22 protein-coding genes, 5 pseudogenes, 2 riboswitches and 1 other annotated feature are annotated in these 23282 nt (G+C 68.8%); of the genes and pseudogenes, 13 read left to right on the top strand and 14 right to left on the bottom strand.

The genetic code is table 11. The annotated features are described in order from the left end of the window. The first annotated feature begins 13 nt into the window (after window positions 1–13). On the top strand, window positions 14–241 hold the full coding sequence (locus LV780_RS18550) for an acyl carrier protein (protein WP_233864064.1): 228 nt from the start codon (window positions 14–16) through the stop codon (window positions 239–241). 77 nt (window positions 242–318) lie between these two features. Here the strand turns inward: LV780_RS18550 and LV780_RS18545 are convergent, their stop codons facing one another. From LV780_RS18545 to LV780_RS18530, 4 genes are all read right to left on the bottom strand, one after another. Then, window positions 319–1728, bottom strand: a complete 1410-nt coding sequence (locus LV780_RS18545) for a sulfotransferase family protein (RefSeq protein ID WP_108222554.1) — start codon at window positions 1726–1728, stop codon at window positions 319–321. Window positions 1729–1851: 123 nt separating this feature from the next. Continuing rightward, window positions 1852–2853 carry a polysaccharide biosynthesis protein gene (locus LV780_RS18540; protein ID WP_108222555.1) on the bottom strand — a complete coding sequence of 334 codons (1002 nt, stop codon included), beginning with the start codon at window positions 2851–2853 and terminating at the stop codon, window positions 1852–1854. Between the two features lie 5 nt (window positions 2854–2858). Next, a complete protein-coding gene (locus tag LV780_RS18535; protein WP_108222556.1) occupies window positions 2859–5330 on the bottom strand; it encodes a rhamnan synthesis F family protein in 2472 nt (823 codons plus the stop codon). Continuing rightward, the gene (locus tag LV780_RS18530) at window positions 5327–5815 is read right to left on the bottom strand and encodes a hypothetical protein (protein ID WP_101342249.1); all 489 of its coding nucleotides are present in this window, start codon (window positions 5813–5815) and stop codon (window positions 5327–5329) included. Before LV780_RS18530 ends, LV780_RS18535 begins: the two co-directional genes overlap by 4 nt. 181 nt (window positions 5816–5996) lie before the next feature. On the opposite strand from LV780_RS18530, the gene LV780_RS18525 reads away from it, so the two are divergent. Together LV780_RS18525 and LV780_RS18520 are read left to right on the top strand one after the other, a co-directional pair. Then, a complete protein-coding gene (locus LV780_RS18525; RefSeq protein ID WP_233864061.1) occupies window positions 5997–6875 on the top strand; it encodes an NAD-dependent epimerase/dehydratase family protein in 879 nt (292 codons plus the stop codon). Window positions 6876–7029: 154 nt separating this feature from the next. Further along, entirely contained in the window at window positions 7030–7452 is a 423-nt protein-coding gene (locus LV780_RS18520; protein ID WP_108222557.1) for an alkaline phosphatase, read from the top strand. On the opposite strand, the pseudogene LV780_RS18515 reads toward LV780_RS18520, so the two are convergent. Further along, window positions 7368–8009: pseudogene (locus LV780_RS18515) on the bottom strand (IS5 family transposase); the annotation flags it as partial. The gene LV780_RS18520 and the pseudogene LV780_RS18515 sit on opposite strands and share 85 nt — an antisense overlap. Between LV780_RS18515 and LV780_RS18510 the strand changes: the two are divergent. Then, window positions 7999–8358: pseudogene (locus LV780_RS18510) on the top strand (cobyric acid synthase); the annotation flags it as partial. The pseudogenes LV780_RS18515 and LV780_RS18510 overlap by 11 nt on opposite strands. Window positions 8359–8645: 287 nt before the next feature. Here the strand turns inward: LV780_RS18510 and LV780_RS18505 are convergent. From LV780_RS18505 to LV780_RS21975, 3 genes are all read right to left on the bottom strand, one after another. Continuing rightward, the gene (locus LV780_RS18505) at window positions 8646–9029 is read right to left on the bottom strand and encodes a cysteine-rich small domain-containing protein (RefSeq protein WP_117345074.1); all 384 of its coding nucleotides are present in this window, start codon (window positions 9027–9029) and stop codon (window positions 8646–8648) included. A 91-nt stretch (window positions 9030–9120) separates the two neighbouring features. Then, window positions 9121–9308: riboswitch (cobalamin riboswitch) on the bottom strand. A 49-nt stretch (window positions 9309–9357) separates the two neighbouring features. Further along, a riboswitch (cobalamin riboswitch) is annotated at window positions 9358–9552 on the top strand. Window positions 9553–9642: 90 nt separating this feature from the next. After that, the gene (locus tag LV780_RS18500; protein WP_108222493.1) at window positions 9643–9867 is read right to left on the bottom strand and encodes a hypothetical protein; all 225 of its coding nucleotides are present in this window, start codon (window positions 9865–9867) and stop codon (window positions 9643–9645) included. A 249-nt stretch (window positions 9868–10116) separates the two neighbouring features. Then, complete coding sequence (locus tag LV780_RS21975; protein WP_267964965.1) at window positions 10117–10242, bottom strand: hypothetical protein; 126 nt, start codon at window positions 10240–10242, stop codon at window positions 10117–10119. Window positions 10243–10482: 240 nt separating this feature from the next. Here LV780_RS21975 and LV780_RS18495 point away from each other — a divergent pair. Next, window positions 10483–10927, top strand: a pseudogene (locus LV780_RS18495) (IS110 family transposase); the annotation flags it as partial. Between the two features lie 108 nt (window positions 10928–11035). Beyond that, a pseudogene (locus LV780_RS18490) lies at window positions 11036–11429 on the top strand (transposase); the annotation flags it as partial. Window positions 11430–11733: 304 nt separating this feature from the next. Here LV780_RS18490 and chrA read toward each other — a convergent pair. Genes chrA through crcB form a run of 4 tightly spaced genes read right to left on the bottom strand, consistent with a single transcriptional unit; the run spans window position 11734 to window position 13990 of the window. Further along, window positions 11734–12951, bottom strand: coding sequence for a chromate efflux transporter (gene chrA / locus LV780_RS18485; protein WP_108222491.1), 1218 nt, complete (start codon window positions 12949–12951; stop codon window positions 11734–11736). Window positions 12952–12964: 13 nt separating this feature from the next. After that, window positions 12965–13171, bottom strand: coding sequence for a DUF190 domain-containing protein (locus LV780_RS18480; protein WP_108222490.1), 207 nt, complete (start codon window positions 13169–13171; stop codon window positions 12965–12967). 2 nt (window positions 13172–13173) lie between these two features. Continuing rightward, window positions 13174–13584, bottom strand: a complete 411-nt coding sequence (locus LV780_RS18475; protein WP_011910389.1) for a fluoride efflux transporter FluC — start codon at window positions 13582–13584, stop codon at window positions 13174–13176. Window position 13585: 1 nt separating this feature from the next. Further along, a complete protein-coding gene (gene crcB / locus LV780_RS18470) occupies window positions 13586–13990 on the bottom strand; it encodes a fluoride efflux transporter CrcB (protein WP_108222489.1) in 405 nt (134 codons plus the stop codon). A gap of 502 nt (window positions 13991–14492) precedes the next feature. Here crcB and rsgA point away from each other — a divergent pair. The 4 genes from rsgA (at window position 14493) to LV780_RS18450 (ending at window position 18428) form a co-directional block, all read left to right on the top strand. Further along, window positions 14493–15533 (top strand): ribosome small subunit-dependent GTPase A, encoded by a 1041-nt coding sequence (gene rsgA / locus LV780_RS18465; protein ID WP_117345075.1) that lies wholly within the window; start codon window positions 14493–14495, stop codon window positions 15531–15533. A 107-nt stretch (window positions 15534–15640) separates the two neighbouring features. Beyond that, window positions 15641–15823, top strand: coding sequence for a hypothetical protein (locus LV780_RS18460; RefSeq protein WP_117345076.1), 183 nt, complete (start codon window positions 15641–15643; stop codon window positions 15821–15823). Next, window positions 15789–16379, top strand: coding sequence for a hypothetical protein (locus tag LV780_RS18455; RefSeq protein WP_181969646.1), 591 nt, complete (start codon window positions 15789–15791; stop codon window positions 16377–16379). Before LV780_RS18460 ends, LV780_RS18455 begins: the two co-directional genes overlap by 35 nt. 243 nt (window positions 16380–16622) lie before the next feature. Then, entirely contained in the window at window positions 16623–18428 is a 1806-nt protein-coding gene (locus LV780_RS18450) for an amidohydrolase (RefSeq protein ID WP_117345078.1), read from the top strand. 78 nt (window positions 18429–18506) lie between these two features. On the opposite strand, the gene LV780_RS18445 is transcribed toward LV780_RS18450, so the two are convergent. Continuing rightward, entirely contained in the window at window positions 18507–18740 is a 234-nt protein-coding gene (locus tag LV780_RS18445; RefSeq protein WP_233864052.1) for an ArsR/SmtB family transcription factor, read from the bottom strand. Between the two features lie 335 nt (window positions 18741–19075). Beyond that, window positions 19076–19133 (top strand) — a sequence feature (sul1 is cis-regulatory element that is thought to sense ions involved in sulfur or methionine metabolism; They are found in Alphaproteobacteria). A gap of 65 nt (window positions 19134–19198) precedes the next feature. On the opposite strand from LV780_RS18445, the gene LV780_RS18440 reads away from it, so the two are divergent. From LV780_RS18440 to LV780_RS18430, 3 genes and pseudogenes are all read left to right on the top strand, one after another. Beyond that, complete coding sequence (locus LV780_RS18440; RefSeq protein WP_117345079.1) at window positions 19199–20689, top strand: SulP family inorganic anion transporter; 1491 nt, start codon at window positions 19199–19201, stop codon at window positions 20687–20689. A gap of 11 nt (window positions 20690–20700) precedes the next feature. Beyond that, complete coding sequence (locus LV780_RS18435) at window positions 20701–21546, top strand: universal stress protein (RefSeq protein ID WP_108222484.1); 846 nt, start codon at window positions 20701–20703, stop codon at window positions 21544–21546. 443 nt (window positions 21547–21989) lie between these two features. Next, a pseudogene (locus LV780_RS18430) lies at window positions 21990–22100 on the top strand (IS5/IS1182 family transposase); the annotation flags it as partial. A 298-nt stretch (window positions 22101–22398) separates the two neighbouring features. Here the strand turns inward: LV780_RS18430 and LV780_RS18425 are convergent. After that, window positions 22399–23076, bottom strand: a complete 678-nt coding sequence (locus tag LV780_RS18425) for an NYN domain-containing protein (RefSeq protein ID WP_108222483.1) — start codon at window positions 23074–23076, stop codon at window positions 22399–22401. Window positions 23077–23282: the final 206 nt, after the last annotated feature.

Here is a 23282-nt window from a genome sequence, read left to right as displayed (position 1 = left end):
TGGATTTTGGACGATGATCGACCGCGCCGTTTTCGATGCCCTTCTGGCCCGCTACGCGAAGGCGCCCGCCGTGTCTTCGGACGACATCCTGTTCGGCAGCGGGCTCAACATCAGCTCCATCGCCTTCACCGAATTCGTGATGGATCTGGAGGAGACCACCGGGCTTGAGATCGACATCGATGATCTGGATGCCTCGATCCGCACCGTGGGCCAGCTCTACGACCGGCTGAACCCGGTCTGACGCCGTCCACCCCAGCAATGCAACGCGGAGCCTGTGTCCCGGCCCGCCGGAGCGGGTCTGTTCGGGGACCGCGGCCCTCACGACGTCTGCTTCGGGCGGTGGAACATCTGGATCGCCGAGCGCATCGGCCGCGTCACCTTCCAGGAGGTGCTGGCCATGATCGCCGCGTGGCGGGCCTCCAGTTCGGCGATCTGCAGGGTCGCCTCGCTCAGCTGCCGCTCGAGTTCGCCCTGCTGCCGCTCGAGCACCACCACGCGCTCTGCAAGCTGGCCCGCATGACGCTCCAGTTCAGCCACATGATAGCCCTTGTGGCGCAGGCTCTCGCGCAGGTCAGCCACCTCGCGCTGAAGCGCGGCGCGGGCGGCCTCGACCTCGGGCAGGCGCGCGCGCGCCGAAAGCTCGGCCGAGAGCGTCGCTTCCATCTCGCCCGAAAGACGCCGGGTCATGGCTTCGAGATGCGCCGAAGCATGTCTGAGGCGTGCCTCGGCGTCGGCCTGCGCGCGACGCAGCAGCGCAAGCTCCTCCTCGAGCATCGCCTGCGCCGCCCTGTCCGCGGCGCGCCTCGCGCCCTCCTCGGCCGACGGGCCGGAGGGGACGGGCGCACCCTGCGCCGGGGCTGCGTCGCCCGCGATCATGCGCAGCATCGGCAGCGCGCGGTCCAGCTCGGCCTCGATAGCGTCCAGCTCGGCCCGATCCTCGGGCCTCTCGCCTGAGGCGGCCCAGCGGCCAAGGATCTCCTGCGGACGGCGGATCCAGTCGGGCAGCTCCGGCCCGGCCCGTTGACCGTCGGAGCGGAAGTGGCGCAGATCGTCGGCGAGGAAGTCGAGGATGGCAGGCGCGGCCGCCTCGGGCGTCCGCGGGAACTGAAGCCCGAGACCTCCCGCGATGCGCGCGACGGTGGCGCGCCAATCCGACAGCAGCGCCTCGTAGGAGACGAAGACGCGCGGTTGTCCCCGCGTGCCCGCCTCGGCCTCGAGCACATGGCGCAGCCAGAGCAGGCGTCCGCGCGAGGCGGGCCAGCCCTCGCGCCGTGTGAGCGAGGCCGCCACCTCGTCCGCCGCGCGGTGGGTGCAGACGTAGAGCGGGCGGAACCCCGCCTCGGCCAGCGCCTCGGTCCAGAAGGGCAGGAGGCGGCAGATCCGCGGATCCTTGAGCACGATCAGGCTCGAGTCCCCAAATTCCTGCGCGAGAACCTCGGCCGCGCGCAGGCGGAACTCAGCCAAGCGGGGCGAGCGATACAAGTCGGGGCTGACCGGCGCCCAGTCGTCCCACGCCGAGCCGGCAGAGGCGAGGATCGCATCGTTGAGGTAATAGACCTTGAGCGACTCGAAATGGCCACGGGGATTGGCCTCGTTGCCGGGCATCAGATCCTGCGGCAGGTCGCAGCCCATGTGCCCGAGAACGCCCGCCAGCGCCGAGGTGCCCGAGCGGTGCATCCCGAGGACGACGAGCGCGATGCGCGGCGGGGAGGCTTGGTCGAGTGGCATGTGATCATTTCCCCCTGTCTGAGACGTCCGGGCCCGGACGGCCCCCGCGCGGAGCGGGATCGGCCCACTTCGGCCTGCGCGCCGTTCGATCTTCTTCCCCGAACTGCATGTCTGACCCCTCGCTCAGCTTTTACCGGTCGGGGCCTGCAGCGCCGCAACGGCCTCCTCGAGCGCCCGTATGCGGTCGGCCTGATTCATGACGATCTGGAGCAGATGTTCGGTGAGACGCCGGCGCAGCGCCTCTGCGTCAGGGGGCGGCTCGATCTCGGTCTCGGAGGGCGGGAAGTCGATCCCAAAGCGGGTGCGCAGATAGTCGAAGAGCGGACGGGCCTCGCTCACGATGCGGTCGGTCTCGCGGTAGTCGAGCATCCGGTCCACCACATCCTCGAGCACCGGCGTCGCGGACAGGTCGAGTCCCTTGAAGGCCCCGTCGAAGACCCAGGGCAGCGTGTTGCCAGGCAGGCGGGTGTTGTAGAAGATGCGCAGCGCGGCCTGATCGGCCTCGACCCGCGCCTGGCGCCGATTGGCGGGCGGCGTGAGAGAGATCCCCAGGACCTCGGCGAAATCCTCGACCACGTTCTTCTGCTTCAGGAAGGGCCGCACGGTCAGAATGTCGCGCGCCGCCTCGCCCCAGAGCTGGAAGCCGGAATAGACCTTCACCTGCTGGCGGGCCATCTCGGCGAAGGGACGCACGGGCCCTTCGTAATTCTTGTGGAAGATCGACCACTGGCTGTAGGCCGAGGGCAACCAGTCGCGCGGATCGCGCACATAGGCCACCAGTCGCAACGGCACATGCCGTCTCAGTTCCTCCAGGAATGGCAGGACAGTGCGCACCTGCCCGTAGATCCCCTCGTTGGACAGGATGAAGCGGGTGCAGCCGCCCGTGCGCCGCCGCTCGGCGAGGAATGCGGCGAAGCGCCGGGCGTGAGCCTGCATCTCCTCGGGGCCGGAGCGGAAGAAGTTCGGCTGCCCCGCAAGGCCGCGGAAGGCCGGGTCGATCATGTCGAACCACATGCCGAGGTATTCCACGCCCTGCTCGCGGAGCGCGGGGGCGCTCTGGGTCAACGCGGCCTGGATCGAGGATGTCCCGGTCTTGCCCATGCCGATGTGCAGGATGACTTCCATGCGACCTACACTCTCTTCTGATCCAGCTTGTGAACGAAGACCGATCCGAGGCCGCAGCGCGCGGCCATCGTGGGCCAGAGCCGCTCCACGAGATGAAACTCCGTCCCGTCATTGGCAATGGGCTCGTTGGGCCAGGGATAGGATGGGCCGAACAGGTCGTTCATCGCCCGGACCACCCCGGCGCGGACCCAGAACATGTTGCCCACCGGGAAGAGCAGCGGATTGTCGGGCAGCGGCCCCGGCAGGCGTGGCGCAAAGCGCGGCAGCAGCGCGCGCGAGGCGTCCCACGGGACGTGGTAGGGATCGAACGGCGCCACGAGCCCCACCGCGGGGTCGCGCAGATGGCCCACCGCATCCGACAGGCCCGCGCCGTCACCCAGCAGGATTCGCAGCAGGAAGGCGCGCCAGACATCGCCGCTGTCGCTGGTGGCGAGCGACTTCTTCTGGTGGAGGTGGCACCAGATCTCGTCCTTGCCCGCAGGCCCGCCCGGCAGGAAGAGCTGCATGAAGGGCAGGATGTCGCGGCCGCGGTTGGGCACGAGGATCACCTCGGGATAGAGACCCTCGGCCCCCATCCGGGTGCGGATCTCGGAGGCCTTCCGCTCGTTGTCGGTCGTGATCACGATCCGCCGGGCCAGACGGAAGGCCCGGTGGCTGCGCACGTCCGCGGCCAGATCGTCGGTGTAGAAGGCATGGACATGCAGCGCGAAGGGCGGCAGGTCCGAACTGTCCGCGACCGTCGCATAGGGCGCGAGCCGAAGCGCGCGATGCACCCAGTTGTCGGAGGCGGCGAGCGTCTCCTCGACCTCGGCCAGATCGCGCCAGACGCGGCGGCGGCCGTAGCGCTGCATCTTCTCGCGCTCGAGGATGCGGAAGGCGGCCTGCTCGGGGCGCGGAAAAAGAAGTGGCGCATCGATGTCGCTCGCCCCGCGGACGAAATGGCGCTGCGCGGCCAGCCGGTCGAAGAGCGCGCGGCGGATGCGCGCGAAGAGAAGCCCCCCCGCGGGCTGCGCAGCCCCCGCTGTGCCCGTCTTGCGCGGCAGCGCCAGCAGCGCCTCGGCCGCCGCGGCCGGGTTGCCGTATTCGACGGTCTCGACATGGCCCGACCGTCGGTAGACCGCATCGCCGAAGCCGCTCGCCCCCTCGAAGAGGACGACCCGGCAGCCCGCGTCCAGCGCGTCGAACACGACATTGGGCAGCGGATCGAGCCGCGACGAGACGAACATCGCGTCCGAGGCGGCCAGCACGTCTGGATAGGCCGGGCCCGCCGGCAGCAGGAAGATATTGCCCTCGGGGCGGCCCGCGCCGATCTGGCGCAGGTGATAGGTCATCCAGACCCCGAACTCCATGTCCTCGGGGTTGAGGCCGTCCCCGATCCAGAGAAACACCGTCTCGGGGTCGCGCGCGGCGCAGATCTGCGCGGCCATGGCGAAGATGTCGGTGCCCTTGCGCCACTGCAGATGGCCCGCGCCGCAGACGAGACGCAGCTGCGCGCAGTCCCGCCCGATGAGCGCCGAGATCCGCACCCGCGCCTCGCGGATCCGCTCGGGCGGGCAGCGGCCCACCGCGCCCTCGCGCTGCGGCAGGATCATCGTGTCGCGGTCGAGGTCGAAGTCCACATCCCGAAGCCGGCCCGCCCAGCTCTGCCGGACATGATCCGACGAGAAGATCAGCAGGTCGGCGAAAAGCGAGGTGAAGGTCGACTTGAAGACGGGGAAGGTATAGTCGGCATATTCGTGGATATAGGCAGCGAACGGAATCTCGTTCGCGACGAGAAAGGGAGTGAAGGCGTAGCTCTCGACGGAATTGAGAATTGCGAAATCGAACTTTGCAAATCTCTCATCCTTGAAATGCGACATCACCTCGAGCGGCTGATCCGTCAGGACAAGATCGCAGACATATTCAAGAACAGTCTCGAGCAGTGCGCCACCACGCAGGGCAGCAATCACCACGTTGTGCGTGGCGGCCGCCTCGCGCGCCAGATCGAGCGCCACGACCGGCGCGCCGGTCCGTGACAGTTCGTGCACGGCGATCAGGCAGGTAGGCAGGTCCGGGTCGTACTTGCGCAGGCCGCGGTGGCGCATGTCGCGCAGGCTCGCCAGCGTGCGGCGCTGCTCCTTCAGGCCATGTTCGACATAGTGGCGGAACGGGTCGATCTCCGCCCTCGCGATATCGGCGTACCAGGCTCGATAGGCCTGCTCCGAGAAATCCGAGACGGTTCGATCGACCGGGTCGCCGAGGCAGATCAGCTCGCAGGCCAGATGGCAGGCGTCGGGCTCGCCGGCCGCGATCACCGCGGACAGTTCGGGCAGCGTCACGAGCCCGGCGAGGATCCCGTCGAAGCCGGGGATACGCGGCCTCAGGTCGCTGTAGAGGGTGGCTCGCCCCTTCCGGTCGGGGTCGATGCGGAAATCCGGCCGTCCTGCAAGGACATGCGCGGGCGCAAGGCGCCGCCAGAGGCTGTCGGGGTGGCTCATGCGCCCATGTCCGGGAAGGCCGTGTGCAGGAGGTCGAGCGCCGTCGCCTCGTCCACGTCCCGTTTGGCCAGAAAGCGCAGGAACGGCGGCAGAAGCGGACTTGTGGCGATCATGCCGCCCAGTCGCAGCAGCCTGATCCGGCCCGCAGCGTCCAGCTCTCCCCGCCCCCCGCGCGGATGAGCGCGCCCCTCACGCATTTCCTCTGCCAGCTCCTCGGCCTCGAACGGCCGGTCGAGAAACACGAGCGGCCGCGCAGGATCGAGCAAATGGTGGCCGAGCCATTTCGGCAGGTCTTCGAGCAACGCAAAGGCGCCCTTCGGAGGCTGGAGATGCTCGATCACGATGGCGGCGGGGTTGCGGTCCATGATCGCCCTAGAGGCGATTCTCATTTCGAGCAGGACAAAGATGACATGCGGTTCAGGCCAATCGGCAAGCGGGTTCTTATTCGAACCGCCCGAGAATGCGTTGGTCGTGACAGCCAGCATGATCCTACAACGGCAGCTCCATGAGGATGCTTGATACCGGGCATCCGCTGGCACGTCCACACCAAACTCGAACCGTCCCCGCGCATTTTCTCATCCTAAGAATCATTTGACTCGGCATCAAGGATAGCGGAACACAATCAGAAGTAGAACTGACCAGCGATCAGCCTGTCGAGGGAACAAGATGAAGCTTCTGGTGATTGGCGGTTGCGGGTTTATCGGGTCGCATGTCGTCGACCTTCTGTTGCAAGAAGAGGTCCGTGTCCGGGTCTTTGACCGCAGGCCCGAGGCCTTTCGCGCGCCGCTTCCCGCGGTCGATTACGTAATGGGCGACTATACCGATCCCACGCAGCTCTTCGAGGCCGTCCGCGATGTGGATGCGGTGCTCCATCTGGCCAGCACCACGGTGCCCGCGACCGCAAATCTCAATCCGGTCGCTGATATCGAGGGCAATCTCGTGGCGACGGTGCGGCTTCTCGACGTGATGCGGGCCACGGGCAAGCGCCGGCTGGTCTTCCTCTCCTCGGGGGGCACGGTCTATGGCGTGCCCGAGGCCGACCCGGTCCCCGAGGATCATCCGCTGCGCCCGATCAGCTCCTACGGCATCGTGAAGGTCGCCATCGAGAATTATATCCGCATGGAGCAGGCGCTCCACGGGATCGAGCCGGTGATCCTGCGGGCCTCGAACCCCTATGGCCCGCGGCAGAGTCATGCCGGCATCCAGGGCATCATCGGCACCCACCTCTGGCGCGCCGCGCGCGGCGAGCCGGTCGAGGTCTGGGGCGACGGTCAGGTGACGCGCGACTTCATCCATGTGCGGGATCTGGCCGAACTCTGCGTCCGTGCCCTCCGCTCGCACACCTCGGGATGCTTCAACGCGGGCAGCGGCACCGGCACCTCGGTGGCCGAGATTCGCCGGGATCGATCGGACCGTGCGCGCCTCGGGCGGCCCGCCCGTCCGCCCGCTCTGTCGGCCCGGCCGCGCGTTCGACGTCCCCCGCGTGGTACTCGACATTTCTCGCGCGCGCGAAGCCTTCGGCTGGGCGCCCCGGATCGGCCTTGACGAGGGGCTGGCGGAGAGCTGGCGCTGGGTCCGCACGACCGAGGCGCTTCAGGCCGGCAACGAAGAGAGGCCGACCACCGGCCCCGCGGCGCCCGCTCGGGCCGGAGCCATGGCCTGACCCCATTCTCAGGGCCATGATGCCGGACGGGGGCGCATGCGGAAATCGAGCGGCCTTTCTGCCGGCGTCGGAGGACTTCCGGCGCTCGAGGTCACCGGCGAGTCGTCGCTGGCCGAGATGACCGAAGCGGCGATCATGTCGCTGTCGCAGAACGGCAACGGCTTCCACCTCAACATCAAGGCCGGGCGGGTCGATCATGCCAAGCACGACGGCAACCTCTACCGCACCCTGACGGACGGCAAGGCCTTCGCCGATGCGATTGCCAAGGCCATGGAACTGACCCGCGCCGAGGACACGCTGATCATCGTCACCGCAAACCGGCGTTGTTGCAGAACTCAGGCCTGGGGCTTAACTGCCCCTTACCCCACGGATGCTCATGCCACGCGGGCGATCTCGGCGGTGCCGAGGGCGTTGAAACGGTTGATGAGGGCGATGCGGATGTGGATTTCGGCTGCCTGACGGTCGGGGTCTCTCGCGGCGATGCGCTCGCCGAAGGACTTGAGGCAGCGCATCCTGGCCTCGGCGCGGCTGCGGACGTGGTATCCCGTCCACCGTTTCCAGAACGCCCGGCCGTAGTAACGCGTGGCGCGCAGGATTTCGTTGCGGGCTCGAGCCGCGGGGCAATTCTCCTTCCACAATCTGCCATTCTTGCGGATCGGAATGATAGCCGTGCCACCCCGTGCGATTATGGCGCTGTGGCAGCGGCGGGTATCATAGGCGCCGTCCGCGGTCACGGTGCCGATGGCTTCGTCGACCCGGATCTGGTCAAGGAGGTCTGGCAGGACGGGGCTATCGCCTTCCCGACTGGGCGTGAACTCGACCGCGCGCACGTCGGATGTGGCGGTGTCCATGGCCAGATGGACCTTGCGCCATTGGCGCCGTCCCTGAACACCATGCTTGCGGGCCTGCCATTTTCCGTCACCAAGGAACTTGATACCCGTGCTGTCCACCAGCAGGTTCAGCGGTCCGTCGGCACGGCGATACGGGATCTGCACCTTCAGGGTGATGTGCATCCTTCACGCTCAGTGTTCTGCAACAACGCCGCGCCGGCAGCTTTGGCCGCGCGAGCCTCGGGGGCAGCAGCGCCACGGCGGCCGGGCCATGGGGCTCTGCGCGGGCTTCCAGATGCTGGGGCGCCGGGTGCGCGATCCGGACGGGGTCGAGGGGCCGCCGGGGGAGACCGAGGGCCTTGGACTTCTGGACATCGACACCGGGATCGGCCCGTCCAAGCGGCTTTGCGAGATCACCGCGACGGACGCGATCAGCGGAACGCGGGTGACCGGCTACGAGATGCACATGGGGATGACCACCGGCGCCGGCCTTGACCGTCCCTGGCTGAGTCTGGACGGCCGGCCCGAGGGCGCGCTCTCGGAGGATGGTCGCGTCGCGGGCACCTACCTGCACGGAATCTTCGGCTCCGGCGCCTTCCGGGCGCAGTGGCTGCGCACCCTGGGGGCTGCGGGATCGGCCGGGGACCATTCCGCGCGCATCGAGACGGCGCTTGACCGGCTGGCGGACGGGATCGAGCCGGACCTCGACCTCGACGCGCTGTTGAGATCCGCGCGCTGGCCAACCGGCGGCACGGCGACGGCCCCTCGGTCAGCCGCCGAACCGCGTCGTGCCGGTAGCCCTTGCCGCGCCGCCGCGCGACGTCACACCTCGCCCTCGCGGTGGCGGCGATGCGCCTCGGCCACGGCCTCGGTCGCCCCTTCAACCGGCCGAGGTCGCGGCGTCGGCGGGTCGGTCTGCGGCTGGCCCGACCAGGGCTGCGGGAATTCCAGCCACTTCTGGATAAAGTTCCACGACTGCTGGTAGCCGTCATGCGGCAGGGTACAGGCCGAGCAGTCCTTGCGCACCAGCCCGTTGCGGTCGGTATAGATCTCATACGGCCCGGGGCAGTCGTAGGCGATCAGCGGGCAGTAGCAGAACAGGCAGTTGAACGCGCGCTTCACCCCCGGATGGCAGGGCAGGAACGGGCAGTCGCGGTTGGTGAAGCCCTTGAAGGCCTCGTTCAGGGTTGTGTCTTTCGGCTCCATGGCCACTCCTTCGGTCGCTTGACCGGAAGGCGGAAGGGTGGCTGATCCCGGCGCGAGCGCACGGGCCCATGCCTCCGGGCCCGCCGCCCGGGATGGTCGTCAAGGCCCGGCAGGTCTCCTGGCTCGCGGCTCGGACGCCGGCTGCCCCTTCCCGGCCCATGGGGCCAGTGGCATGGCAGATGGCTCGCCGCTCACAGTTGCGGGGGCAGCGCCGGAGTTGCACCGGCTTCCCTCTTCGCCCGCGGGATCACCGCGGGAACCAGGGCACCGCGACGATGCGGCGGGGGGCCGCCGGTGTCAACCGCCCCTCAGGCGCCGGCGCTTTGCGATTGACAGGCGCATGATCGGTTCCTTCGGGCGTCCGGGGGCTGAAAGGGAACGCGGCGCGCCCAGATGGGGCAAAACCGCGGCTGCCCCCGCACTTGCGAGCGGCGAGCGACGCCGAAGATGCCACTGCCCCCCGGGAAGGCCGGCCGAGCAGAGCCCCGTGAGCCAGGAGACCTGCCGATCGCCCGCCGGCCCCGGCCGCGCGGCTTCGACCGGACGCCGGGGTGCGCGTCTGGCCCGGGCGGGCCGGAGCGCGCGCCCGAGCCTTCTCATCCCGTTCGTCCGTTCACCCGCGGTCCTCTTCGGCCGCCTCCGATGAAAGGCACCGATCCGTGATCTTCCACGGCAACATGATGGCGGCGGCCCGAGCCCTGACCCTGACCCACGAGCGCGCGCGCTCCTTCGAATTGACTCGCAGGATCAGCGCCTTGCCCTTCAGTTCCAGCGCTCCGAGCATCGTGCCACCCTCCGAGGAGGTTTCAAGCGCGAGACCTTGGAGCGGCTTCCTCATCCTCGCGCTGGTGCTTTTCAGCCTCGCCTGGGGGTTTCTCGGTCCCCGCCACGCGCGCTCTGCCGATTTAGTTGCCCGCCCGGCGCGCCTGCTCCGGCACCTCGACGACATCTTGCGCGGCCGCCCGCGGCGCTGCCTCGACCACAACCCGGCCGGAGGGGCCATGGTGCTTGCGCTGCTTGTCGCTTCTACGCGTTGGTGCCGCTCCGGCCAGTTTCGCGAGATGCCTTACGGAGCCCGTGAGGCAGCTCACGCATCATGCCCGCAGCTCCCTTCGACACCCGCCAGCCACTCGGCGAGGCGCGACCAGCGCCGGCGACCGGTGACGTTCTTCACCGCCATCGCGATCGCCTTCGGCTGGCCGACGAGGACCACCAGCTTCCGCCCCCGCGTGACGCCGGTGTAGAGCAGGTGCGGGCACGATATGCGGCGACAGTTCGGACTGATCGAGCGCAGGGCACAGGGCGAGACCGGCTTTCGTTGCGCGATCGCACGAGAACCGGTCCACCTGCAGCAAGCCATTTTGCGCCATTGATGGAGTGGATGGCTCCCGCTCCCGGCATCGCGATGTGCCACATTGGGTGCTGTCACACGGACCCATGAAGGGAGCCATCCATGAAGGAGATTACCACGGTCGGGCTGGACCTGGCCAAGAACGTCTTTCAGGTTCACGGCGTCGATGCGGAGGGCGCGGTGGTGGTGCGGCGCCAGGTGAAGCGGGCGCAGGTCCTTCTGTACTTCTCACGGCTGCGGCCCTGTCTGATCGGCATGGAGGCCTGCGCCGGGGCGCATTATTGGGCGCGCGAACTGGCCAAGTTCGGTCACGACGTCCGGCTGATCCCGCCGTCCTACGTCAAGCCCTTCGTCCGGCGCGGCAAGACGGATGGTGAGGAGGACCGTGGCGCCAGCGGCGCCGCGTAAGCCGACGAACGATGCCGAGGCCAGCTGCACGGCCGTGACCCAGCCCACCGTGCGTTTCGTTTCGGTCAAGACCGAGGCGCAACAGGCGGTGCTGATGAGCCATCGGGCGCGGGACTTCCTTGTCCGCCAGTTGACCCAGCCGGGCAAGCCGCAATCGAGACGCCGAATACATGGCCGCACCCGACCAGTTGCCGAAGACGCCGACCCCCTTGTCACGCGGGAGCCATCCATACATGGTCCAAGGACAATGGCGAACGCGCTCCGGAGGCGCGGGTCGCTGCTGGTCTGGCTCGACAAGGAGATGGCCTGGCTCGCGCCACGCCAAGGAAGACCTGGAAGGCCGCCGGTGTTCTCAGAGGCAGCGATCCAGGTCTGCCTGTCGATCAAGGGTGAAGGGCGCCCGGAACGGTCCTGCGGACCGTTTTCAGCCCTGAACGGGCGGAGCCCCGGTTCCGGCCGCCGCTTGGGCAGACCGCGGGGATGGTGGCCAGCCTCCTGCGCCTGGCCGGTCTCGACGGGCAGGTTCCGGACTGTTCCACCCTGTGCCGGCGGCAGGAGTCCTTGGCCGTCCACTCCCGTGCCGCCGCGCCGACGGCCCGCTGAACCTGCTCATGGACAGCCCCGGGATCACCTTCCTTGGGTGAGGCAGGACCGTGGCGCCGTGATGAGGGGCGATCGGGAACGATCCAGTGGATCGTTCCGGCTCCGAATGCGTAAGATTGCCGAACAGAGTAATGGCAGGTCCGCTGGCACGGGGCGCAGGGTCCGTCTTCGGCGACAACGACGAAACTCTTTGCACTTTGCTCATGAATTCCGTCGGGCGGCGGTCACATCATCAGAGCCGACGGGGGGTGTCCACGACCAACACTCTGAGGATCCTTGTGAGCCCATGCCGCCAGACGCACCTCCCGCAGGAACAGCGCGCCACGCGGGGGAGCGCAGCGCTCAGATGCAGCCGAGCGCGACACCCCCGACCGCCGCGACGAGCACCACGCTCCAGGGCGGCGCCTTCCAGGCCATCAGCAGCACGAAGCAGACGAGCGCGAGGGTGAAGTCGCGCAGGTCGCCGATGGCGCTGGTGAAGACCGGCGAATAGAGCGCCGCGCCGAGGATGCCGACCACGGCCGCATTCGCGCCCTGCATCGCCGATTGCGCCAGCGGCAGCGTCCGGAACCGGTCCCAGAAGGGCAGCACGCCGATCAGGATCAGGAAACCGGGCAGGAACAGGGCGAAGAGCGCGATGACGGCCCCCATGAAGCCGTTGGGTTCCGGCCCTAGCACCGCGCCGAGGTAGGCAGCGAAGGTAAAGAGCGGCCCCGGCACCGCCTGCGCCGCGCCATACCCGGCAAGGAAGCTGTCCGGCGAGACCCACCCCGGCCCGACCGTCTCGGCCTGCAGTAGCGGCAGGACGACATGGCCGCCCCCGAAGACCAGCGCCCCCGCACGATAGAAGCTGTCGAACACCGCCAGCGCCCGCGCCTGATCCGCCACCAGCGGCAGAAGGACCAGAAGCACCGCAAAGACCCCGAGCGCTGCCCCCGCCTGCGCGCGGCTGACGGGCATCGCGACATGGCCGCCGCCAGCGGCGCCGGTGCCACGGCCGAGGGCCAGACCGGCGGCCGCGCCCAGGAGGATGGCTCCGACCATGCCGAACGCGCCGGGCGCGGCGGCAAGGACGGCCACGGACGCGACGGCGATGCTCGCGCGCTCGCGGTCCGGGCAGAGCGATCGCGCCATGCCCCAGACCGCCTGCGCCACGATGGCGACGGCCACGATCTTCAGCCCGTGGAAGAGGCCGCTGCCCATCGGGCCCGCGGCGAGGCCCGCCGTCATCGCCACCCCGAGAAGGATCAGGGCCGAGGGCAGCGTGAAGGCGGCGAAGGCCGCCAGCGCCCCGAGCCAGCCAGCCCGCATCAGCCCGAGAGCAAAGCCCACCTGGCTTGAGGCCGGGCCGGGGAGGAACTGGCAGAGCGCGACGAGATCGGCATAGGCGGCCTCCGTCAGCCACGCCCGCCGCACGACGAACTCGTACCGGAAATAGCCGAGATGGGCGATGGGGCCGCCAAAACTGGTCAGCCCCAGCTTGAGGAAGGCCGCGAAGACTTCGGCCGCCGTTCCCTCGCCTGCGGTTGTGCTGTCCTTTGCTGCCGGGTCCGTGCTCATCCTGCCTCGTCCTTCAGTTCGCGCAACCGCCGGCGTGCGAGCGCCAGCCGTGCATCCGGCTCGACCGGCCGAAGCCCATAGCGCCCCGCAGCACGGTGGCCCCCACCAGCCCCGGCTCGCGCGCCTTGAACACCGGCGCCTTATACATCGGCCGGCCCTTGCCGCCGTCGCTCTCGCCGATCATCAGCCGCAGCAGCGCGGCATCCGTGGTCGCGCGCATGGTCAGGCTCCTCTCGGCCGGTTCAGTCTCGCGCCGATCCGGCTGCCAAGCCAGACCGCACTGAGCCACAGCAGGACCGAAGCCCCCACATGCGCCGCCGCCAGCGCGTAATCCTGCCGTTCCAGCAGGAAGAGCGTCTCGAGGCTGAACACCGAGAAGGTGGTGAATCCGCCGCAGAAGCCGGTCATGACGAACTGCCGCCGCGCGGGGCTGGCCAGCAGGCGCCCCTCCGGCCCGGTCAGCGTGGCGTAAAGGCCGATGAGGAACGAGCCCGCCACGTTCACCGCCAGCGTTCCCCAAGGAAAGCCGCCGCCGGCAAGCTCGAGCACCCAGAGGCCGCACAGATGGCGCGCGACCGCACCGAGGCTGCTGCCCGCCGCCACCGCAGCGTAGATCCGCAGGTCGCGCCGCATCTCAACCGCCCCTCGTGGCCAGCACGGCCGCCATCGCCAGACCCGCCGCTCCGACACAGAGCCCAACCGAGCCTGCGACATTCGCCAGTCCGCGCCCCGTCTCGCCCTGCCGCAAGAGCGCCAGCGTCTGCAGCGAGAAGGAGGAGACGGTGGTGTAACTGCCCAGCACGCCGGTGACGAAGACAAGCCAGAGCGACGGCCGCAGGACGGCATGATCGCCCGGGACAACGACCAGCGCCGCCAGCGCCCCGATCAGCGCCGCCCCGGTCACGTTCACGACCAGCGTGCCCCAGGGAAAGCTCTCGCCCCAGCGCCGAGCCACGAGGCCCGAGATCGCGTAGCGCAGCGTCCCACCAAGGGCGCCTCCGAGGGCGACGAGCCCGAGCTGTGCCAGTTCGAAGTCCATGCCGCGGTGCTGATCCTGTTGACGGCGACTGTCAATCCGTCCTCCACCCGCAAGCCCCGGCGGGACGAGGCGCTGCGCGCAACCGGCAGCGCGTGGCTCGGAGTATGGCGCCGGCGGCTGCCAACTGCCTGCCCGCCCGAGCGGCGGACGCATAAGCCCGCCTCCGGGCGAGGAAGGTCACGCCCTCGACGGACAAGCGAGACGCACGCACTCGACGTCGGGAGGGGGCGTGGGATCGGCGGGCATGGGGACTGGTGTTGCCATTCTGGCGCAGACCGTGCCGGGCGACCCGCCACGGGTCCGCGCCGCCTTGGACGGGCGCCGGGGCCGGTGTAGAATGGTGCACGATCTTTGCCACCGCAGCCACGGGAGAGGACATGTCAGAGCTTGCATCCCTCCGGGCCGGGGCCGTCTGAGCGGAATACCCGCCGTCGCCCTGCCCGCCTGAACGTCACCGGCGCCCCCGGCGCCTGTCCTTCAGTGTCCAAGCGAGGGCTTCGCCTTGACCCCATCCTTCACGCTCGCCGATCTCGGCTGGGCTTCCGATTTCCTGCGCCAGCTCGACCTCGACGAGCTTTCCGCCACCCCCTGCCGCATCGCGGCCGTCCACCGCAGCCGCGTCGAGGCGCTCACGGCCGCCGGTCCCCTGTCGCTCACCCCGCCCCCCGGCCTCTCCACCGGCGAGATCGCCGTGGGCGACTGGGCGCTGACCGACGGTGTGCGGCTGCTGCGGCTCCTCGACCGGCGCAGCAGCCTGTCGCGCCGCGCGGCGGGCACCGCGGCCGCGCGGCAGCTGATCGCCGCCAATGTCGACACGCTCTTCGTCGTCACCTCCTGCAACGCCGACTTCAACCCGGCGCGGCTGGAGCGTTACCTCGCGCTTGCCCGCGCCGCGGGGGTGGAGCCGGTGATCCTGCTCACCAAACCCGATCTCGCACCCGATCCCGAGGCCTGGCGTGAGCGCGCCGAGGCGATCGACCGGCGCGTCGCCGTGCGCCTGATCGACGCGACAGGGCCGGAGGTGCGCGCCGCGCTCGCCGACTGGTGCCGTCCCGGCCAGACGGTGGCGCTGGCGGGCTCGTCGGGCGTCGGCAAGACCACGCTCGCCAACGCGCTGACCGGCGATGCGCAGGCCACGGCGCCGATCCGCGAGGATGATGCCAAGGGGCGCCACACCACGACGGGACGGCACCTGCGGCCCATCACCGGGGGCGGCTGGCTGATCGACACGCCCGGCATGCGCGAGTTGCGCCTGACCGACGCGGGCGAGGGCATCGCCGCCGTCTTCGACGATATCGACGCGCTGGCCCGCGCCTGCCGCTTTGCCGACTGCACGCACGGAAACGAGCCGGGCTGCGCCGTGCGGGCGGCGCTGACCGAGGGGCGGCTCGATCCCGGCCGCCTCGCGCGGTGGGAGAAGCTCAAGCGCGAGAACCGGCACAACTCAGCCACGCTCGCCGAGGCGCACGCCCGGGACCGCGCCTTCGGCCGCATGGTGCGCGAGGTGCTGCGCGACAAGAACCGCCGTCGCAGCGATTTCTGACGACCCCGTTGCGGGCGGCTCGCCGCCCGCAATCCCTGCGCGGCCTCTGCCATTGACAGCGGCACCCTGTCGGGAGAAGGCAGCCCGGAACATCTGAAGAGGGCACGATGGCAGGCGCCGAGGACATGCGGATGAAGCTGGCGAAGCTCGGGGCGCTGTTTGTCCGCGGCGCCACGGCGGGCGAGCGGGCGGCCGCGGACCTGTTTCGACGGAACGGTGGGTCATCTGCCGACGCCATGAAAGCGGACGGCGACGATGCGACGCCCGATCTCCGCGCCATCGGGCGCTGATCCCATGCCCCATCCCGTGACCGCCGAGGAACTGGCCGCCGCTTTGCCGCATGTCCTGGCCGCGCCCAAGACCGATGCACCAATCGTCTCGCTGTGCTGGCGCGCGGGGTTCAACCGGCGAAGCTTCCCCGATCGGCTCCTGCTCACGCGCCGCTGCGGCATCCCCGGCGAACGCTGGCTGAAGCAGCCGTGGCTGCGCCTGCCGGACGGACGGCCGGACCCGCGCATCCAGGTCTCGATCCTGCCCGCCCGCGTCTGCGACCTCGTCTGGCGCGACCATCAGGGCACACCGCACCCCGGCGACACCATCGTGGCCGACCTCGACACGTCCGAGGCGAACCTGCCCGCGGGCAGCCTGCTTCGTGCGGGCACGGCGGTGCTGCGCGTCTCGGACGTCTTCAATGACGGCTGCGTGAAATGGAAGGCGCGCTATGGCGCGGCGGCGAAGGACTGGATCGTGGCGCCCGGCCATGCGACCCTTCGGTTGCGCGGGATCCTCTGCTCGATCGAGGAGGGCGGGGTGGTGGCCGCGTCCGACCGGCTGCGGAAGCTCTAGGGTCAGGTCAGGAGCCCGTGAACATCCGCTTGCGGCATGATTTCCGCCTCCGCCAGGAGACCGACTGATGACCAACCAATTCTGGCTGACCGACGCGCAGATGGCGCGGCTAGAGCCCTTCTTTTGACCCGGTACAGGATGGCTCACGACGCCCCATCATCCCGCTGGGCGGGACTGTAGCACGCTTCACGGACGTCCTGGTCGTGTGTAACCTCTCACCAGATCAGTGGGAGGACTGGCGACATGAACGAGAGCTTTGGATGTCCTTGCTGCAGTGGCGCCTTCGACGGCTTCCTGAAAGGCGTGCGCCGCACGGCGGCGGCACAACTTCCACCGACACTTCCGATCAACCGCCGGTCCTTCATGTCGGGCACCGCCGCCTTGACGGGCCTCGTCGCAGCGCTTCCGACGTGGAGCAGGGCGCAGACCGCCCCTGCGAGGATCTTCAGCGGCGGGACGATCCTGACTGTCGATGCGGCGTTCTCCGAGGCTGAGGCCATTGCCATCCGGGGCGACAGGATCATCGCGGTCGGGAGCATTCAGGACGTGCGCGCCGCCGCCGGCGAAGATGCGGTTGAGGTCGATCTCGCGGGGCGCACGATGCTGCCGGGCTTCATCGAGCCGCACACGCATGTCGTTTCGGGGGCCGCCGTCGGCGGCATCATGACGAACGTCGGCATATCGCGCTTTGGCACGGCGGCGGAGATCCTCGACCACCTGCGATCGCTGGTGCCAGGGACGCCCCCGGGAGAGTGGATACTGGCCCGCAATTTCGACCCCGCATTGCAGGAAGGACCGGAAGCGCTGACCTTCGCGGAACTCGATGCCGTCTCGACAGAGGTGCCGGTCTTCGTCATGAACGCCTCGGGTCACCTTGCCTATGCCAATCGCAAGGCCTTCGAGGCGGCTGGCATCCCGGAGGACATCCCCGACCCGCCGGGCGCCGAGTTCGTCCGCGACGCCGAGGGCCGGCTGACCGGCGTCATGAAGAACAACGTCTCCTTCCTCAAGGTTGTCTCGGCAGCACCGGCGATGGGACGGCTCGATCCGGTGACGGCGCTGATCGACCTGCTGTCGGACTGGGGCCGCCTCGGTCTGACCACGGTCAGCGAACTGGCGCTGGGAACGCTGACCGGCTCACCCGAGGACGCGGCCATCGTTCTTGGCGCGGCGGCCTCGGGTCGGCTCAAGGCGCGCATCCGGGCCTATCCCTTCTACACCGTCGGTTCCTCTGCCTGGGACGAGTCGGGGATCGGGCCGGGCACAGGCGACGCCCTCGCACGGATCACGGGCTACAAGCTCGTCGCGGACGGATCGAACCAGGGCTTCACCGGCCTCCAGCGAGAGCCCTATCTCGGCTCGGACAGCCGCGGAACCGCCTACATGACGCCCGAGGAGATGACCAGCATCGCCCTCGACCGCGCCGCGAAGGGTTGGCCTCTCGCCCTTCACGCGAACGGCGACGCCGGGATCGACATGGTGCTCGATGCCTGCGAGGCCGTGCGCGATGCCGGCATCGACATGAGCCTCATCCGCACCCGGATCGAGCATTGTTCCATGCTGCATGACGACCAGATCGCGCGCATGAAGGACCTCGGCGTCTCGGCGAGCTTCCTGATCGGGCATGTCCATTTCTGGGGTGTCTGGATGCGCGACCGCGTCTTCGGCCCGGAGCGCGTCAACAACCTTGACCGCTGCCGCAGCGTGGAGGAGGCCGGTGTCGGCTTCACGCTCCATTCCGACTTCACGGTGACCGAACCCGATCCTCTTCACATGATCCAGATGGCCGTGACCCGCCGGACGTGGAAGGAACCGGACTTTGTCCTCAATCCGGGAGAGCGCATATCCGTCGAATCCGCGATCCGCGCGATGACCTCGGAGGCCGCCTGGCAGTTGTTCTCGGACCATGAGGTCGGCAGCCTCGAAGTCGGGAAGATGGCGGATCTCGTGATCCTGGAACAGGACCCAAGGCGGGTCGACCCCGATACCATCAGGAACATCCGGGTGCTCGAGACATGGATGAACGGAGATCAGGTGTTCGTCGCCTGACCCGGAACGTTCCATCGGCATGCCGTTGCCCCCCGCGTGGGCGTGGATCGGTCGTCCGCAGGTTGCGAACACGTGCGGTCATGGCGCGGTCCCCCTGGGAACGCAGCCTTGGGGGGTGTAGCAGCAGGGCGCGTCACCGTCGGCGTGACGCGCGGCAATGGCGTCGAGCAGCGCGCGCAACGGCGCGAGGGCCGTCGGGTCGAGCGCATGGCAGATCCGGGGATGGTCGATCGTGCCGTGAACCAGCCCCGATGCCTTCAGGATCCGCAGATGTTGCGAGACCGTCGATTGCGCCGGCCCGACCTGATCCACGATGTCCCGCCGATGCAGCCTGGCATCGACAGCAGGACGGCGCTGATCTCCACCCGAGCCGGATGCGCCATCGCCTTGGCAATCGCGGCAACCCGTTCCGTCTCGATGGGCGTCGCCTGTTACGGGGTGTTCCGGTCGAACATCCCGAACCCTCTTGTATCGCTGTCGCCCGATACATGTTGATCGCCGGGCAACGATGCAGGCGGCCATTCTCCGGGTGCTTCGAACTGCGTCACCGCGCGGCAGAGCCGGACTTTGCACGCCGTCGAGACCGCCGGCGCGAAGATCGTGCCGCTTGGCATCGCTCCGCAGTTGGGCTAAGGGCGGGCCATTCGTCAGGACCCGGGTGCGATCCCCGGGTGGCTCCTCCGGCCGCCGATCCGCCGGACAACCGATCAGAACAGACAGAACATCCACCGGCGGGCCGAAGGCCACGGCCGGGCAGGAACGGGACATTCATGATTTCATTCTCCACCTACCGGCAGGACTGGCTGGGCAACGTGCGTGCCGATCTTCTGTCGGGTCTTGTCGTGGCGCTGGCCCTCATCCCCGAGGCCATCGCCTTCTCCATCATCGCCGGAGTGGATCCGAAAGTGGGGCTTTACGCCTCGTTCTCCATCGCCGTCATCACCGCCATCGCGGGCGGACGGCCCGGGATGATCTCGGCCGCGACCGCGGCAACCGCCGTGCTGATGGTGACACTCGTGCGCGACCACGGGCTTCAGTATCTGCTGGCGGCCACCGTTCTGGCGGGGCTGATCCAGATCGGCGCGGGCTTCCTGCGGCTCGGTTTCGTCATGCGGTATGTCTCGCGCTCGGTGATGACGGGCTTCGTCAACGCGCTGGCGATCCTGATCTTCATGGCGCAACTGCCGGAGCTCGATCCGCGGACCGTGCCGCCGCTGACCTACCTGCTGGTGGCGGGGGGGCTGGCCATCATCTACCTCTTCCCGCGGATCACCCGCGCCGTGCCCTCGCCGCTCGTCACCATCATCGTGCTGACGACCCTCACCCTGGCGCTGGGGCTGGATGTGCGGACGGTGGGCGACATGGGCGCGCTGCCTGACACGCTGCCGGTCTTCCTGATCCCTGACATCCCCCTGACCTTCGAGACGCTGCAGATCATCCTGCCCTATTCCATCGCCGTCGCGGTGGTGGGGCTGCTGGAAAGCCTGATGACGCAGAACATCGTGGACGAGCTGACCGACACGCGCTCGAACCGCAATCAGGAGTGCATCGGGCAGGGTCTGGCCAACACCGCGACGGGCTTCATCGGCGGCATGGCGGGCTGCGCCATGATCGGCCAGTCGATGATCAACGTGAAGTCGGGCGGGCGCGGGCGCCTGTCGTGCTTCGTGGCCGGCGTTTTCCTCCTGATCCTCGTGGTGGGTCTGGGCGATCTCGTCAGCCGGATCCCGATGGCGGCGCTGGTGGCGATCATGATCATGGTCTCGATCGGCACCTTCTCGTGGTCGTCGATGAAGGCGCTGCGCACGCATCCGAGGTCGTCCTCGGTCGTGATGCTGGCGACCGTGGCCACGGTGGTCTGGACCCACAACCTCGCCATCGGCGTTCTGGTGGGCGTGCTCCTCTCGGGGATCTTCTTCGCGGCCAAGATCGCGCAGCTCTTCCGCATCACCTCGGAGCTCTCGAAGGACGGGCGCGAACGGATCTACCGGGTCGAGGGGCAGATGTTCTACGCCTCGGTGGAGGATTTCATGGCGGCCTTCGACTTCCGCGAGGCGCTCGACCGCGTGGTCATCGACGTGAGCCGCGCCCATATCTGGGACATCTCGTCGGTGCAGGCGCTGGACATGGCGGTGCTGAAGTTCCGCCGCGAGGGCGCCCAGGTGCGGATCATCGGCATGAACGAGGCCTCGGAAACCATGGTGGACCGGCTGGCCATCCACGACAAGCCCGGCGCCATGGACCGGCTGACGGCGCATTGAGGGAGGATGAGATGACGGACAGGATACTGGCGCTGGTCGACGGTTCGGGCTTTTCGCGCAGCGTCTGCCTGCACGCGGCCTGGATCGCACAGCGGCTCGGGCTTCCGGTGGACCTGCTGCATGTGCTGGGCCGGCGCGAGGCGGCGGACCGCGGCGACCGGTCGGGCGCGCTCTCGCTGGGGGCACGCACCGCGCTGCTCGAGGAGCTCGCCTCGCTCGATGCGCAGCGCGCGCGGCTGGCGCAGGCGCAGGGGCGGGCGATCCTTGACGATGCGCATGCGATCCTTGCGGCCGAAGGGGTCGAGGCCGTGCCCCATCTGCGGCAGGGCAACCTGATCGACACGGTGGCCGAGATCGAGCCTTCGGTGCGCGCGCTCGTGGTGGGCAAGCGGGGCGAGGCGGCGGGCTTTGCCAGCGACCATCTCGGCTCGAACCTCGAGCGCATCCTGCGCGCGACGACGGTGCCGGTCTTCATCGCGACCGCCGGCTACCGGCCCGTGCGCAAGGTGCTGGTGGCCTTTGATGGCGGCGCAAGCTCGCGCGTGGCGATCGACCGGATGGCGGCGAGCCCGGTGTTCCGCGATCTCGCGATCACGCTGGCCTGCGCGGGCGGCGACGACGCTGACCGCAAGCTGGAGCGCGCCCGCGGCACGCTGCTGGCCGCGGGGATCGAGGCCGAGACCTGCGTCGTTTCCGGTGAGCCCGAGGTGGCGCTCGAAGAGAAGATCGAGGCCGAGGGCTTCGACCTGCTGGTGATGGGCGCCTATGGCCACAGCCGGATCCGCAGCCTGATCATCGGCTCGACCACCACCGCCATGATCCGCTCCTGCACCATCCCGATCCTCGTCTATCGGTGAGGCTGGGGAGGATGTCCGGCCGCCACGGCCGGGCGCCTTCGGCGCATACATCGGTGTGAAACGGCTGGACCTCGAAGCGGGTCTGGTGCGTTGTGGCGGTTGCGCGCGCCGACACGGCGCGGCGGACCCGAGGATAGTCCCGAAATGACATCGACACCGACGCCGCCCCTGAGCGACCTCTCGGGGCGGCAGGTCAGCTGGATCGCCGGCGACCTCGTGATGACGCTGGCCACCATGCCGGGCCAGACCCCCTTCATCGCCCAGTTCAACGCGGCCCTGAGGGGCGAGTTCGGGCTGAGCAACGGCGCCTTCGGAGGCCCCTGCACGCTGGCGACGCTCACGAGCGCCACGGGGCTGGTCTTCGCGGGCGTGCTGGCGGACCGGATCACGCCGCTGAAGCTGGCGTCGCTGCTGGTCTGGCTCGACAAGGAGATGGCCTGGCTCGCGCCACGCCAAGGCACCCCGACCGCCAGACCGCCGAGATCCACATCCGCGTCGCCCTCATCAACCGCTTCAATGCACTCGGCACCGCCGAGATCCTCCGCGGCGCCTGACGTCGGCGGGGAAAGGGGGCAGTCACGCCTCGAGTCTCCTGCAACAACGCCGGTCTGTGCTTGAACTGGTTGCGGAGGCCCGACACCACCGAAATCTGACTGCGGGGAGGCCGCCCGATGGGCAGGCCCTGAGCCATCAGTCATTCATGCACATGGTCAAGGAAGATGGATGATGTGGTGGCCCCACGCCAAGCCGATACAAGATCGGCACAATTGCCATTGAAGCCGGTCGATACAGGGGCTCAGGTCGCACGTCACCAATAGCGCAATCTTGGCACCGCTGGGGCGGGCATGTGCATCAGGCGGCCCCGCCGATCTTCCCTAGACGCAGTCGCACCCGGGCTTCGGGACCGCGCGGGTCCAGCGCGTATAGCTCGGGCCGCGCCGCCAGATAGGCCCGCCAGGTGCGTTCCAAAAAGGTACTGATGCGCGTGCCGTGCCGAGCGTGCATCAGCGGGCCGAGGGTCGCAATCCGCATGCCCTCGCTCACACATCCCTGCTCAGCCATCAGCGCCCCGATCTTTCGGTCCAGCTCGCCTTGCGCCTCCTTGGGAAGCGGCGTCGGCAACGAAGCCACACGCTGCGACCCGATCACGATGAAATCGGCGCAGGCGGCGCGGAAGGACTGCGGCGTCTTGGCCTCGCCCACGCCTGTCACCGAGGCCCCGTATTCCCGCAATCGAAGCGCCAGATGAGTGAAATCGCGATCCGAGCTGGCGATCACGAATTGATCGGCGTCCCCGCGCAGGGCCAGTTCGACCGCGTCGAGCGCCAGCAACAGATCCGAGGCGTTCTTCCCCGTCCCTGCGTGCATGAGGCGAAATCCGCGCGCCGCGTGCCAGTCGCAGGGGCGTTGTGCGTCGACATAGACCCGCTGCACGGTCGGTCGACCCAGCGCCGCCGCGACCTCCACAATCCGCGCGGCATGCTTGCCAGACAGATTGTCTCCGTCGATCAGTACCGCGACAGCCCCCATTGCTCCCCTCGTGTCCCTGGCTTGCTCCACCCTGAGACGGGAATGGGCCGAAAATCGGGCGGATCTGTGCCGTAGGTTGGCAAGACCGGGCTGCACGTTTGCATGGCCATGCCTCACGGGACGATCCCGTCGACATTCGCGATTTGCGCGGCGATTGACGCTATGCGCAGGGAGCAGCCGGTGCGCCGTCTCCTGCACGTTCGGTG

The organism is Cereibacter azotoformans, from assembly GCF_021391315.1.
Classification (GTDB): domain Bacteria; phylum Pseudomonadota; class Alphaproteobacteria; order Rhodobacterales; family Rhodobacteraceae; genus Cereibacter_A; species Cereibacter_A azotoformans.
Note: the sequence above shows the minus strand (reverse complement) of the source record. Positions and strands in the feature narration are given on the sequence as shown.

Bases quoted from the DNA above. Each gene is read 5' to 3' on its own strand.
- LV780_RS18525 (WP_233864061.1), top strand. From the start codon at position 5,997: ATGAAGCTTCTGGTGATTGGCGGTTGCGGGTTTATCGGGTCGCATGTC.
- LV780_RS18520 (WP_108222557.1), top strand. From the start codon at position 7,030: ATGCGGAAATCGAGCGGCCTTTCTGCCGGCGTCGGAGGACTTCCGGCG.
- LV780_RS18535 (WP_108222556.1), bottom strand. From the start codon at position 5,330: ATGAGCCACCCCGACAGCCTCTGGCGGCGCCTTGCGCCCGCGCATGTC.
- LV780_RS18455 (WP_181969646.1), top strand. From the start codon at position 15,789: ATGCGACGCCCGATCTCCGCGCCATCGGGCGCTGATCCCATGCCCCAT.
- LV780_RS18550 (WP_233864064.1), top strand. From the start codon at position 14: ATGATCGACCGCGCCGTTTTCGATGCCCTTCTGGCCCGCTACGCGAAG.
- crcB (WP_108222489.1), bottom strand. From the start codon at position 13,990: ATGGACTTCGAACTGGCACAGCTCGGGCTCGTCGCCCTCGGAGGCGCC.
- LV780_RS18530 (WP_101342249.1), bottom strand. From the start codon at position 5,815: ATGCTGGCTGTCACGACCAACGCATTCTCGGGCGGTTCGAATAAGAAC.
- LV780_RS18545 (WP_108222554.1), bottom strand. From the start codon at position 1,728: ATGCCACTCGACCAAGCCTCCCCGCCGCGCATCGCGCTCGTCGTCCTC.
- LV780_RS18540 (WP_108222555.1), bottom strand. From the start codon at position 2,853: ATGGAAGTCATCCTGCACATCGGCATGGGCAAGACCGGGACATCCTCG.
- LV780_RS18435 (WP_108222484.1), top strand. From the start codon at position 20,701: ATGACGGACAGGATACTGGCGCTGGTCGACGGTTCGGGCTTTTCGCGC.
- LV780_RS18460 (WP_117345076.1), top strand. From the start codon at position 15,641: ATGGCAGGCGCCGAGGACATGCGGATGAAGCTGGCGAAGCTCGGGGCG.
- chrA (WP_108222491.1), bottom strand. From the start codon at position 12,951: ATGAGCACGGACCCGGCAGCAAAGGACAGCACAACCGCAGGCGAGGGA.
- LV780_RS18500 (WP_108222493.1), bottom strand. From the start codon at position 9,867: ATGAGGAAGCCGCTCCAAGGTCTCGCGCTTGAAACCTCCTCGGAGGGT.
- LV780_RS18440 (WP_117345079.1), top strand. From the start codon at position 19,199: ATGATTTCATTCTCCACCTACCGGCAGGACTGGCTGGGCAACGTGCGT.
- LV780_RS18480 (WP_108222490.1), bottom strand. From the start codon at position 13,171: ATGCGCGCGACCACGGATGCCGCGCTGCTGCGGCTGATGATCGGCGAG.
- LV780_RS18450 (WP_117345078.1), top strand. From the start codon at position 16,623: ATGAACGAGAGCTTTGGATGTCCTTGCTGCAGTGGCGCCTTCGACGGC.
- LV780_RS18475 (WP_011910389.1), bottom strand. From the start codon at position 13,584: ATGCGGCGCGACCTGCGGATCTACGCTGCGGTGGCGGCGGGCAGCAGC.
- LV780_RS18425 (WP_108222483.1), bottom strand. From the start codon at position 23,076: ATGGGGGCTGTCGCGGTACTGATCGACGGAGACAATCTGTCTGGCAAG.
- LV780_RS18505 (WP_117345074.1), bottom strand. From the start codon at position 9,029: ATGGAGCCGAAAGACACAACCCTGAACGAGGCCTTCAAGGGCTTCACC.